We start from the raw sequence: 13,086 nt of genomic DNA on the forward strand, positions 1-13,086 counted from the left end.
CACAATGTTTCATCGTATTGAAGAAGCACTAGAAGATTTAAAACAAGGAAAAGTCATTATTGTATGTGATGATGAAAGCCGTGAAAACGAAGGAGATTTCATCGCTTTAGCAGAGAACATCACACCTGAAACAATTAATTTTATGATTACACATGGCCGTGGTCTTGTCTGCGTACCGATTACAGAGCAATATGCAGAACACTTACAGTTAGAACCTATGGTTTCTCATAATACAGATTCTCATCATACTGCGTTCACAGTAAGTATTGACCACGTTTCTACAACAACAGGTATTAGTGCTTACGAACGCGCGACAACTGTACGCGAGTTATTAAATCCAACATCAAAAGGAACAGATTTTAATCGTCCAGGGCATATTTTCCCTTTAATTGCAAAGGAAGGCGGAGTACTGCGCCGCGCTGGCCATACAGAAGCAGCTGTTGATTTAGCAAAATTATGCGGTGCGGGACCAGCAGGGGTCATTTGTGAAATTATAAAAGAAGACGGTACGATGGCACGTGTTCCTGATTTAGTACAAGTTGCAGAACAATTTGATATAAAAATGATTACGATTGAAGATTTAATTGCTTATCGCCGCCATCATGAAACACTCGTAACAAGGGAAGTTGAAATTACATTACCGACAGATTTCGGTACATTTCATGCAATTGGTTATTCCAACTCGCTTGACCAAAAAGAACATATCGCTCTCGTAAAAGGAGACATCTCTACTGATGAACCTGTTCTCGTTCGTGTTCATTCTGAATGTTTAACTGGCGATGTTTTCGGCTCATGCCGTTGCGATTGTGGTCCGCAGCTCCATGCCGCCCTCGCTCAAATTGAACGAGAAGGAAAAGGCGTTCTTCTTTATATGCGCCAAGAAGGTCGCGGGATTGGGCTGTTAAATAAGCTCCGTGCATACAAATTACAAGAAGAAGGATTAGATACAGTTGAAGCAAATGAAAAATTAGGGTTTCCTGCAGATCTTCGCGATTACGGCATTGGTGCTCAAATCTTAAAAGATCTAGGCTTACAGCAATTGCGTTTATTAACAAATAATCCAAGAAAAATTGCCGGCTTGCAAGGGTATGATTTAGAAGTTGTGGAACGTGTACCGTTACAAATGCCAACAAAAGAAGAAAATAAAGTATATTTACAAACAAAATTAGAAAAATTAGGTCATTTACTAAGTTTATAATATATAAAGGGAGAGATATAATATGGTATTCGAAGGTCATTTAGTTGGTACAGGATTAAAAGTCGGAGTTGTGGTTGGACGCTTTAATGAATTTATTACAAGCAAACTATTAGGAGGCGCATTAGATGGGTTGAAGCGCCATGGGGTAGAAGAAAACGATATTGATGTCGCATGGGTTCCAGGTGCATTTGAAATTCCATTAATCGCAAAGAAAATGGCTTGTAGCGGCAAATACGATGCTGTCATTACACTAGGAACAGTCATTCGTGGTGCTACAACTCATTATGATTATGTTTGTAATGAAGTTGCAAAAGGCGTTGCCTCTTTATCATTACAAACAGACATCCCAGTTATTTTCGGTGTATTAACAACTGAAACAATTGAACAAGCCATTGAACGGGCTGGTACGAAAGCTGGTAACAAAGGCTATGAATCGGCAGTTGCTGCGATTGAAATGGCTCATTTATCCAAACAATGGGCATAAAAAGAGGCTTCGGCCTCTTTTTATTTTTTTACTTTTTTCCGCACATCTTGTATCAATTCATCCATTGTTTTTCCTTCTGTTTTAATACGAAGATTTTGAGCGGTTTTCCACACATTTTCTCGCCTTTTTTCTTCCTCTACAATATGAATTTCTTTCCGCACCTCTTTTAAGTCTTTCCCCTCAGTTTCAATACCAAAATGCTCAGCTTTTGTTCGAAAATGCTGTTCGATTCTTTGCTGCATTTCTTTCTGCTCTGGATTTTCAGCCGCTTTAACAGGATCAGTACTTATCGCTTTTAATAAAATAAGAAACGTCATAATAGCTAATATATATTTGTGCATGTGAAATCCTCCAACCCAAGGTAAATTACATCTTTACTTTGTACAATTACAGGTTGGAAAATTCGTCCACGAAATTAATTTTTTCACTAAAAATCCGCATATCTGAAGGACTAAAGATAATTTATTACATTTTATTTACAATGAAATCCCGTAAAATAATCTATTTCTTTTATAATTAAAAACAGCCATTATTTCATGAAATAATGGCTGTTTTGTGTAACTTTTATTTCATTATTCTAGTCTACAAAGGAGCTTTCCTCCCTCATTTTTACAGCGCACACTCCTCAATCTCAAACCCTAAATCCTCAATCATACCCCAGTCTGCTGTTGGCTCTTGTCCTTCTGTTGTTAAATAATCACCAACAAAGATTGAATTTGCTGCGAATAAACCAAGTGGTTGTACAGAACGCAAATTAATTTCACGCCCACCGGAAATTCGAATTTCTTTTGATGGATTCACGAAGCGCATCATCGCGAGAGTTTTTAAACATTCTACTGGTGTTAATTCTTTCTGTCCTTCAAGCGGTGTGCCTTTTACAGCAACAAGGAAGTTACATGGAATAGAATCCGCATCTATCCGTTTTAATTCAAGTGCAATTTCAACGCGCTGCTCTTTCGTTTCACCCATTCCGAAGATTGCACCAGAACATGGAGAAATTCCCGCTTGCTTCGCTTTTTCGACTGTATCTACGCGATCATCATACGTATGTGTTGAACAAATGCTATCATAATTATTTGCATGTGTATTTAAATTATGATTATAACGATGAACACCTGCTTCTGCTAAGCGCCCTGCTTGATCTTCATTTAAAAATCCTAAGCAGCAGCAAATTTTCAAATCTGTTGTTTCACGAATTTCTTTTACGGCACCGATAACATGATTTACTTCTTTATCCGTTGGACGGCGACCAGATGCAACAATGCAGTATGTACCTGCTTTACGGCGAATTGCTTCGTGAGCTCCCTCTACGATTTTTTCTTGTGTTAACCATGCATACTTATCGATTGGCGCTTCTGAAACGATAGACTGTGAGCAATATCCGCAATCCTCTGGACATAGTCCAGATTTCGTATTAATAATCATATTTAACTTCACTTTTTTACCAAAGTAATGATGGCGGATGACATAAGCTGCGTTCATAATTTCTAATACTTCTGTGTCGTTTGCTTCTAAAATTGCTACAGCTTCTTCTTTCGTTATATTTCTACCCTCTACTACTTCAGATGCAATTTGTTTCCAATCTACTTTTGTTTGTACTTGTTTCATTTTTCCTCTTCCCCTCTTTTTCAATATACGCAAATAAAACATGGTACGTCGCTACAATTTCCCCCTCTTCCGTGAAATCTCTTTCGTATATACGAAGCATAGTTCGAAAGATAGAAGGAATTTGACAGTATGATTCTGCATTACTATTCGTTGCTCCCACTTTCCGAATGGATTGTAGAAACTCCCGAACTTCAGTAAACTTCTCTATGTAACATGTTTCAGAAACATGAACATCCCCTGTTACACTTTCACATAAACCTTGCAGCTGTTCTCTCGTAAAAAAACGTTGTCCAACAGATGCAGCATTTTGTCTCTTTCTTTCTTCTTTAGCGCTTTGAAATGCTATATGAAGCTCCCTAAATGTCTGTTCTCCAAACGTCGAAAATAACAATAAGCCATCTTCACATAAATGACGACTATATAAACTGTTCACCGTTGTTTGCAAATCGTTTAACCATTGAAATGTCGCACTTGAAATAATGACATCAAATGACTCGCTTAATGTGAGATGTTCAATATCTTCACATCGAAATGTCACAGATTCCACATAACTTCTCGTTTTCGCAACAGCAATCATACTTTCAGCAAAATCAATTGCGGTAATTGTTGCATTTGGAAAAGAAACCGCCAATTGTTCAGTCAAATACCCTGTGCCACATCCAAGTTCTAAAATACGAATGGACGACATCTTTTGGTAGTGTTTTTTCATTATAGAGAGCAATTGTTGCGCCATCTTTTTCTGTACATTTGCATATTGATCATAGGATACTGCTGCCCCATTAAATCGTTTTTGTAATAACGTTTTGTTGATCATTTTGTATCCCCTCTACAAACTGGATTATTTCATTTACGCAATATTCAAAATCCGTTACACAAAGTGCATGCCCCGCTCCATTTATTACTTTAAGCGTTCCATTCATATTTTTTTGTATATAGCGAGCAGCAGATAGTGGACATATCGCATCCTGTTCTCCATGAAGAAGTAATATCGGTGTCTTTACATACTTTAGCTGACTTCTCATATCCACCTCTATTAAATAATCAAGCCCCATCTGTAAAGATTCAATGGAATCACCTTGAAAATGCTCTGTAATGCCCTCAAATTGTTCACTCTCTTTTAGCTCTTGTTTGGCAAACATACTTTTATAGAAGCGCTTCAATGTATCTTCCTTTCGCTTTACCAAACTTCTTTTCATCCGTTCTACAAAAGCATGTTTCCATCCACTCTCATAATTTTCATCCACTGTAAACTTTGCCGTACCACCTATTAAAATCATTCCTTTTGTCCGCACTCTATCACATGCTTGAAGAGCAGCTAGTGCACCAAGTGACCATCCAATCAAAATTACATCCTGTTCTTCCGCAGCTTCTACTATACGATCTGCAAAATCATTAACCCCTTTTACACTACGCCATTCAACATATCGAACAGAATATTCTTGGAAATATGGAAGTAATAAATCCCATACTTGTTTTTCCATCCCCCATCCAGGAATGAAAATAAGCTGAGGCAGTTTCATATGAGTACCCCCTCTTCTTTACCAATTCGAATGATCTGCCGAGTAGCCCATTGTAAATCAGATTTTGTATGTTCAGACGTAACTGCAAATCGAATTCGGGAACTATTATGCGGAACAGTTGGTGGCCTGATAGCAATTGCAGCAATTCCTGCTTCCTGCAATTTTTCGCTAAAACATATCACGGCTTCATTCGATGAGACAATAACTGGGACAATATGAGTTGAACTATCGCCAATATTAAAGCCAACTTCCTCTAAAGTATTGCGGAAATACGCTCCATTTTCTAAGAGACGTTGCCGTCTTCCCTCATCTTCCTTAACAATTTCAATTGCACGTTTCATTGCACCAAGCGTCCCTGGTGGTAATGCTGTTGTGAAAATAAAGCTTCTCATCATGTTTTTCATATAATCAATGCAAATTGCATCACCTGCTAAATATGCTCCATAACATCCTAGCGCTTTACTAAATGTTCCCATATGAATATCAATTTTCTGAGAAAGTCCTTGCTCTACATGAGCTAACCCAGCACCATGTCTTCCGTATATTCCACCTGCATGCGCTTCATCAACCATCAATAATGCTCCGTATTTTTCTTTCAACATAATCAATTCTTTTAGATGAGCAACATCTCCATCCATGCTGAAAACAGTGTCTGTTACGATTAACTTTTTCTTCGCAACAGGGGCCATTTGCAACAATCTTTCCAAATGTTCCAAATCATTATGTCGATACCTTTTATATTCCGCACCACTAAGCATAATTCCATCGACAATACTGGCATGATTTAACTTATCGCTAAAAACGATATCGTGCCGACTCACTAAAGAAGAGAGTGCCCCTACATTTGCTGAATATCCACTGTTCACAATGATTGCTTTTTCGGTTTCTTTCCAATCACAAACGCTCTGTTCTACCTCTTCATATAGTGAATAATTCCCTACAACAAGCCGTGACGCCGTAGCTCCTACTCCGTATTGCTTTGTCGCTACAATAGATGCTTCTTTTAGTCTTCTATCTCCCGCCAAGCCTAGATAGTTATTCGAAGCTAAATTCAGCATACGTTTTCCATCCCTAATCAGCCATGTTTCTTCAGCTTGCTCAGTCATAACTACATGTCGATATTGTGATTTCTCTTTCAAACGACTTAAACTAGAGTGAAAGTGTAGATTCCACATTTGATCCATGTTTGACAAACTCCTCTAAATTTAAAATCGCGATATTTTCTTCTGCTGCTCTCAATACTTCTTCACGCGTAACCCCTTCTCTAAGCTCTGGTAGTAAGCCCAAAACTGGAATACCACTTAACTCCTCAATCATTTCTTTATTCTCTTGCACACGTTCCTTCTCACATTCCTTACAGCCGGATAAAATAACACCTGCAACTGTTAAACCATGGGCTTTCGCATACGAAATCGTTAAAACGGTATGATTAACAGTACCTAACGTTGGACGCGCAACAATAATAAGTGGTAATTTTAGTTCCTTTGCAAAATCAACCACTAACGCATCTTCTGTATACGGAACAGCAAGACCACCTGCCCCTTCTACAAACAAACTATCAAACTCTGTCATTAACTCGTTATAATGAGCGGTAATTTGTGCTAGTGTCACACTTCTTCCTGCTCTCTGCATTGCCAATCTTGGCGCGAGAGGTTCTTCAATAGAATAAGGGCAAATACTATCAGTCTCTGTCATCACTCCTGATGCCATTTTCAATCTCGCAGCATCACCTTCAGGATGAGAAGCGATGTGTCCACTTTGCAATGGTTTATATACCCCTATGTTATACCCACGATTTCTAAGCACTCCTGCTAATGCACCTGCAACAACTGTTTTTCCAACTTCCGTATCCGTTGCTGTTATAAAAAAGCCACTCATGATTCTCCCTCCGTAACATCTGCAATTGCTTGATATAAGATGCGCAACATTTCATCAATCTCATCTATCTTAGATGCTAGTGGTGGCATAAATACAATTGTGTTACCCAGTGGGCGTAAGATCATTCCTAGCTCTCTTGACCTTTTACACACTTCTACGCCTACTCGCTCCGTCCACTCAAACGACTCTTTCGTTTCTTTATTTTTCACAAGTTCAATTCCAATCATCAATCCACACTGACGAATATCTCCAACATGCTTATATTCGTAAAGTGCTTCCAACTGTTTCCCTACATATTCTGCTTTATATGCAACATCATTTATTAGATTATTTTTTTCGTAAAGTTCTAGATTAGCAATTGCAACAGCGCAACCTAATGGATTGCCCGTATAACTATGGCCATGGAAAAATGTTTTTTGCTCTTCATAGTCACCTAAAAAAGCATCATAAATTTCATCTGTTGTCACAGTAATAGCGACTGGTAAATAGCCACCTGTTAAGCCTTTTCCAGCTGTTAAAATATCGGGTGTAACATTTTCATGTTCACAAGCAAACATTTTTCCAGTACGACCAAACCCTGTCGCTACTTCATCTGTAATAAATAAAACATTATATGTTGTACAAAGATCCCGAAGGCCTTTTAAATACCCTTTTGGCATTGTAATCATACCGCCTGCACCTTGCATTAACGGTTCTACAATAATCGCTGCAACTTCTTCGTGTTTTTGTTTTAATAGCTCTTCCATTTCCTTCAAATGCTCTTGTACAATTTGTTCTTTGTCATCCCCATAAGGAGAACGGTATGTATATGGATATGGCATTTTTATCGTGTCAAATAAGAGCGAACTGTACACTTGGTGAAACAAGTCAATCGCTCCTACTGAAACAGCTCCGATTGTATCTCCGTGATATGCTTCTTTTAATGTAATAAACTTTTGCTTTTTAGTTTTTCCTTTATGCTGCCAATATTGAAACGCCATCTTGATTGCAATTTCAACAGCTGTAGAACCAGAATCTGAATAAAATACTTTTTTCAAACCTTTTGGAACAACTTCAATAATCTTTTCTGCAAGTAAAATAGATGGTACATTGGCAAGTCCTAGCATAGTAGAATGCGCAACTTGATTTAATTGTTCACGAATTGCATCATCTAATTCAGGTACCTGGTGTCCATGAACATTAAGCCAAATTGATGAAACACCATCCCAATAACCATTTCCATTGACATCGTATAATTTACGTCCTTCTCCACGTTCAATAATAATAGGATCTTCCGCTAAGTAATCCTTCATTTGTGTAAATGGATGCCACACATACGCTTTATTCTTTTCAGCTAACTCTTCATATGTATAAGCTATTTTTTTACTTGTATTACGACTCACAGTCACAATTGTCACCCCTAATGTTAACTTTTATATAAATATAGTTAACATTAAAAACGAAGTGCTGTCAATTTTTTCGGCCGATAACGTTCTTAAAAAAGAACGACTTATCATAAGATAAGTCGCTTTATTTTCCATGTTGAATCTTTCCGATTTCTAAAATAATCTCTTCATCTTTTTTTCCTTCAGTATCAATCCCAAGTTGCTTTGCATGTTCTATAAGCAGCTCATGACGCTTTTCAAACCTTGCTGTATTTAACTCTTTTTGAATCTCTTTCTCTGTTTTCCCTTCAAGAGAAACGCCTAATTTATCAGCTGCTTTCTCTCTATTCTTTTCTTCTTTGACTTTCTCTAATTCCTTTGTTTCTACTTTTTGCTCAACCTGTAATTTCGGTTGAGCTGGTGATGCCGCAAATACTGTATAAATCCCAGCACCCCCACCAAGAACAAGTAAGGTTGTCAAAAGAAATAATTTTTTCTTCATTCACTCCCCTCCTTTCTTTTTTTCATTATAACGCACAAACAAGGAATTAAAAAAATATTCTAACATTATTTTCTTTTGAAAAATAATTAATATATATGTTGACATATGATCCAGATGTGTGATAAAAATTTAACTAACATCATATGAATCGGCGATGATAGGATTTAGTAGTATTTCGTTTCTTGATTTCAGAGAGCTGGTGGTCGGTGCGAACCAGTACAGAGCGAATTATGAATTACCCCCTTGAGCTTCTTTTACGAAACGTTGGGAGTAGTAAAAGACGGTTATGGACCGTTATTTCTACAGAGTGGTGAAATGAAACTATTTCACAATTTAGGGTGGTACCGCGATTTTTTCGTCCCTGCATATACTGCAGGGGCGTTTTTTATTTTCTGTTGGTGCATATTATACGACCCTTTATTTTGTGCTACGTTCATTTCACAAGCTAGGGTGGTACCGCGATTTTTTCGTCCCTGCATATTTATATGCAGGGACTTTTTTTATGATGCAAAACGATTACCGGTAATTTGTCAAAAAATCTAAATTTATAAAGGAATATACAAGCGAATTTATATAAAAAAGAACTATTTTAGATTATTAGGAGGGGTAAACAATGGTTTCAAAAATTGAATCTATTCTATTAACAGTTTTTATCTTTTTCTGTATTGGTTTTAGCGTAATTAAATTAGAAACATCACCACACATCCCAATTCTATTTGGCATTATTGTATTGTTAACATTTGGATTTATTAAAAAAATCTCTTGGTCTGATATGGAAAAAGGAATGATAAGTAGTATTTCAGCTGGTATCCCATCCATTTTCATCTTCTTACTTGTCGGTGTATTAATTAGCGTTTGGATCGCTGCTGGGACAATTCCAACATTAATGGTATACGGCTTCCAGCTTGTATCTCCAAAAATTTTCATTCCGACAGTCTTTGTTGTTTGTGCAATTGTTGGAACGAGTATTGGTAGCGCCTTTACAACAGCAGCAACAGTGGGACTTGCCTTTATGGGAATGGGCACTGCTCTTGGATACGATCCAGCACTTATTGCTGGTGCAATTGTTTCTGGAGCTTTCTTCGGAGATAAGATGTCCCCTTTATCAGATACAACAAATTTAGCTCCTGCCGTAACAGGGGTGGATTTGTTTGAGCATATTCGTAACATGCTTTGGACAACAATTCCTGCTTTCATCATTGCCTTTATTGCTTTCTTTATTTTAGGAAGTGGTTCTTCAGGAAATGTTGATTTCTCTACTTTTACAAATGCGTTAGAAAAGAATACAATCATTTCTATTGCCACACTTATTCCGATTCTATTACTATTCTTGTGCGCATTTAAAAAAGTACCAGCTGTTCCAACTTTACTTGCTGGAATTGTAGCTGGAATTATTATTCTCTTTATTTTCAAGCCAAGTACATCTCTTTCTGATTTAATGAAAATTATGCAAGATGGCTATGTTGCTAAGACGGGCATAAAAGATATTGATAGCTTATTATCACGCGGCGGGCTACAAAGTATGCTTATGTCAATTGCCCTTATTTTCCTTGCTCTTTCTATGGGTGGATTACTACAAGGTATGGGCATTATTACTCAGCTTATGAACATTATTTCTAATTTTGTTAAGACAAGTACACGTTTAATTATTTCTACTGCTTCAACAGCAATTGGAGTTAACTTCTTGCTTGGCGAGCAATACTTATCTATCGTTTTAACAGGGCAAGCATTTGCTAAAAAATACGATGAAATTGGCTTGAAGCGCCGTAACTTATCACGAGTATTAGAGGATGCAGGCACAGTTATTAACCCTCTTGTTCCATGGGGCGTAAGTGGTGTCTTCTTATCAAATGTACTAAGCGTTCCAACATTTGATTACGTTCCATACTCAATCTTCTGCTTAGCTTGTCCCATTGTTACAATCATCGTTGGATTTACAGGATTTGGTCTTTCCTGGCAGAAAGAAAAGCCTGTTACTGTTTCTTAAATTAGATATATATAAGAGGATTACCGATACCGGTAATCCTCTTTCACGTTATCGATTTGCTTTTTTTCTTCTAAAGAGCATGAACATACCTGCTCCAATAAATGCAATTCCCGCTCCAATTGTAGAGAAAACACTCGCTCCCGTTTTTGGTAAATCACGATCTACTTTGCTTGTTTCTTTGTCTTCACTTACATTTGTAGGTTCTTTCGTATCTTTATTCCCATTGTCAGGAGTTATTGGTTTATCTCCAGCATTTTCTTCACCTGCTGGCGGTGTTGTTGGGTTACCACCGTTATTTTCCCCACCTGGTGTTGTTGGATTACCACCGTTATTCTCTCCACCTGGTGTTGTTGGATTACCACCGTTGTTCTCTTCACCTGGTGTTGTTGGAGTGCCCTCATCTTTCTTTTTCGTTAGGTCAATAGCATATTTCGCAAACTCATTTTCGGACGGGCCAACATAAGAAATTTTTCCGCCTTGTGTAATATACTTCTGCGCGTTTGGTGAAGAATCAAATGTAGTATTTAATTTTTCAGCTACGATTGGCTTAAACGTCCAGTTTTGATCTGCTGCCGGATTAATAACTGGTGTTTCTTGCATATATTTCACAATGATTTGACGCGTTTCATCTTGAGATTGATATACAACTTTACCTTTACTTACACCAGGGAATGTTTGGCTACTACCGCGATAATTATTTGTAGCAACAATAAATTCTTGATTATCGGCTACCGGTTTTCCATCATACGTTACATTCACAATACGATTTGCATTTTGGTTTACTACTTTCCCATCTTTATCATACTTTGCTGGTTGTGTAACATCAATTTCGTATTTTACGCCATCTAAAACATCAAAGTTGTATGTAGGATAGTTTACATTTACTAACGACTGTTCTTCTGCCTTCGCTGGATCAATTTGATTGAACTGCCCTGCTGACATTTCCAGCCATTCTTTTACTTGCGCACCATTTACTTTTACAGCATACAGTGTATTTGGATATACATATAAATCAGCAACGTTTTTAATTGCTAACGTCCCTGCTGGAATATCAGTATAATAAGTTGCACCATTTCGGCCGCCTGCTTTAAAAGGTGCACCTGCTGATAAGACTGGGATTCCCTTAAATTCACTGTACTTTTCATCTTTTAATAGCTTTTCTACATACCATTTTTGAGCATTTGTAACGAGCTGGACAGATGGATCATCTTGTACAAGTGAAAAATAACTGTTAATTGGTGCTGTCGTTTTACCAACAGGAGTATTTACATATTTAATTGTCGCCTCGTGATCATCTTTGATCTCATCAACTAATTTTTTATCAGGTTCTACTAATGCAGTTCCTTTGCTATCAGAAATTGGGCGAACACTTGGAACCGATTTATCTTTTTGTACTTCCCACTTGCCGTTTACCTTTTTCAGTTCCATATCAATGATACCTAGATTACTTCCGAAAACACCAGGCATGACAACTGGAACACCGTCAAACTTGTCCGTTATTACCGTATGCGAGTGTCCCATTAACACTGCATCAACGTCAGGAACTTGTGTTGCTAAATAATACGATGCATTTTCCATACCAGCATTGTAACCATTTTTATCGACACCAGAATGCGCTAGTGCAACAATAATGTCTGCACCCTTAGCTTTCATTTCTGGAACCAAATTCTTCGCTGTTTGCACAATATCTTTCGCTTTTACTTTTCCTTCTAAATTTGCTTTATCCCAGCCCATAATTTGCGGTGGTACAAAGCCCATTACACCGATTTTCACTGTTTGTGTTTTGCCAGCTTCATCTGTTACTACTTTGTCAAAAATATGATACTTTTCAAATGCATTTTTATCGTTTTCTTCATTATTATCATGATCATCTATAAAAACATTTGAGTTAATAACTGGGAACTGTGTTTTACTAATTGCCTTATGTAAGTAGTCCAAACCGTAGTTAAACTCATGATTCCCAAGAGAAATGACGTCATACTTCATTAAATTCATTACACGATATAAAGGATGAACATAGTTTCCATCCAAACCTTTTTGCGCCACATAATCCCCGAGCGGAGTCCCTTGCAAAGCATCCCCATCATCAAATAGTACAGAGTTCTTCGCTTTTGCACGCTCCTCATTTACAAGCGTTGCAGTTTGAACTAATCCCACTTTATTATCTGTTTTCGTTTGATAATAGTCGTAGTTCATTAAGTTAACATGAATATCAGAAGTTTCTAAGATTCGTAAATTAACTGTACTCTCCCCTGCTTGTTCCTCTGCATGTGCAGTTGTTGGCAACACTTGCGGAGCCATAACACCTAATGCAAGCGTTGCTCCCGCTAACACTTTCTTTGACTTCTTCACAAAAAATCCCCCTTATAAAATTGTCCCTTGAAAAACAAATAAAATGAGTTTCTTATCAAACTCTAATAAAGCTTTCTCTCTACCTTTATTCTCTTCTTTCCTCATATTAGAGTGACATACATTCATTTATCTGACATTATCATATCGAACATACTTTCATATCGTCAATAATTTTTGACATGCTTCTACAAAT

Annotated in this window: 12 protein-coding genes and 1 other annotated feature; of the genes, 3 read left to right on the plus strand and 9 right to left on the minus strand. The window is 37.4% G+C overall.

The features are described 5' to 3' along the window. Window positions 1–4 precede the first annotated feature (4 nt). Together QRY57_RS20350 and ribH are read left to right on the plus strand one after the other, a co-directional pair. Window positions 5–1,198 carry a bifunctional 3,4-dihydroxy-2-butanone-4-phosphate synthase/GTP cyclohydrolase II gene (locus QRY57_RS20350; protein WP_286015965.1) on the plus strand — a complete coding sequence of 398 codons (1,194 nt, stop codon included), beginning with the start codon at window positions 5–7 and terminating at the stop codon, window positions 1,196–1,198. 22 nt (window positions 1,199–1,220) lie between these two features. After that, window positions 1,221–1,682: a 6,7-dimethyl-8-ribityllumazine synthase gene (ribH, locus tag QRY57_RS20355; RefSeq protein ID WP_199631940.1), complete on the plus strand. Its 462-nt coding sequence runs from the start codon at window positions 1,221–1,223 to the stop codon at window positions 1,680–1,682. Window positions 1,683–1,702: 20 nt separating this feature from the next. Here ribH and QRY57_RS20360 read toward each other — a convergent pair whose 3' ends face one another. The 8 genes from QRY57_RS20360 to QRY57_RS20395 all read right to left on the minus strand — a co-directional run bounded on the left by QRY57_RS20360 (window position 1,703) and on the right by QRY57_RS20395 (window position 8,554). Then, window positions 1,703–2,023, minus strand: coding sequence for a hypothetical protein (locus QRY57_RS20360; RefSeq protein ID WP_026590051.1), 321 nt, complete (start codon window positions 2,021–2,023; stop codon window positions 1,703–1,705). 268 nt (window positions 2,024–2,291) lie between these two features. Continuing rightward, the gene (bioB, locus tag QRY57_RS20365) at window positions 2,292–3,290 is read right to left on the minus strand and encodes a biotin synthase BioB (RefSeq protein WP_208019105.1); all 999 of its coding nucleotides are present in this window, start codon (window positions 3,288–3,290) and stop codon (window positions 2,292–2,294) included. Further along, window positions 3,244–4,104, minus strand: coding sequence for a malonyl-ACP O-methyltransferase BioC (gene bioC, locus QRY57_RS20370; RefSeq protein WP_286015966.1), 861 nt, complete (start codon window positions 4,102–4,104; stop codon window positions 3,244–3,246). The genes bioB and bioC overlap by 47 nt, the downstream gene beginning before the upstream one ends. Further along, the gene (locus QRY57_RS20375; RefSeq protein WP_286015967.1) at window positions 4,070–4,810 is read right to left on the minus strand and encodes an alpha/beta fold hydrolase; all 741 of its coding nucleotides are present in this window, start codon (window positions 4,808–4,810) and stop codon (window positions 4,070–4,072) included. The genes bioC and QRY57_RS20375 overlap by 35 nt, the downstream gene beginning before the upstream one ends. Beyond that, complete coding sequence (gene bioF, locus QRY57_RS20380) at window positions 4,807–5,994, minus strand: 8-amino-7-oxononanoate synthase (protein WP_286015968.1); 1,188 nt, start codon at window positions 5,992–5,994, stop codon at window positions 4,807–4,809. Before bioF ends, QRY57_RS20375 begins: the two co-directional genes overlap by 4 nt. Continuing rightward, the gene (gene bioD / locus QRY57_RS20385; protein ID WP_286015969.1) at window positions 5,960–6,688 is read right to left on the minus strand and encodes a dethiobiotin synthase; all 729 of its coding nucleotides are present in this window, start codon (window positions 6,686–6,688) and stop codon (window positions 5,960–5,962) included. Before bioD ends, bioF begins: the two co-directional genes overlap by 35 nt. Beyond that, window positions 6,685–8,085 (minus strand): adenosylmethionine--8-amino-7-oxononanoate transaminase, encoded by a 1,401-nt coding sequence (bioA, locus tag QRY57_RS20390; protein ID WP_286015970.1) that lies wholly within the window; start codon window positions 8,083–8,085, stop codon window positions 6,685–6,687. The genes bioD and bioA overlap by 4 nt, the downstream gene beginning before the upstream one ends. A 112-nt stretch (window positions 8,086–8,197) precedes the next feature. After that, window positions 8,198–8,554, minus strand: coding sequence for a hypothetical protein (locus tag QRY57_RS20395; RefSeq protein WP_286015971.1), 357 nt, complete (start codon window positions 8,552–8,554; stop codon window positions 8,198–8,200). 145 nt (window positions 8,555–8,699) lie between these two features. Next, window positions 8,700–8,920 (plus strand) — a binding site (T-box leader). 247 nt (window positions 8,921–9,167) lie between these two features. On the opposite strand from QRY57_RS20395, the gene nhaC reads away from it, so the two are divergent. Beyond that, on the plus strand, window positions 9,168–10,541 hold the full coding sequence (nhaC, locus tag QRY57_RS20400; RefSeq protein ID WP_286015972.1) for a Na+/H+ antiporter NhaC: 1,374 nt from the start codon (window positions 9,168–9,170) through the stop codon (window positions 10,539–10,541). Window positions 10,542–10,589: 48 nt separating this feature from the next. Here the strand turns inward: nhaC and cpdB are convergent, their stop codons facing one another. Next, entirely contained in the window at window positions 10,590–12,893 is a 2,304-nt protein-coding gene (gene cpdB, locus QRY57_RS20405; RefSeq protein ID WP_286015973.1) for a bifunctional 2',3'-cyclic-nucleotide 2'-phosphodiesterase/3'-nucleotidase, read from the minus strand. Window positions 12,894–13,086 lie beyond the last annotated feature (193 nt).

Origin of the sequence: Bacillus arachidis, from assembly GCF_030285945.1 — a bacterium.
Taxonomy (GTDB): domain Bacteria; phylum Bacillota; class Bacilli; order Bacillales; family Bacillaceae_G; genus Bacillus_A; species Bacillus_A arachidis.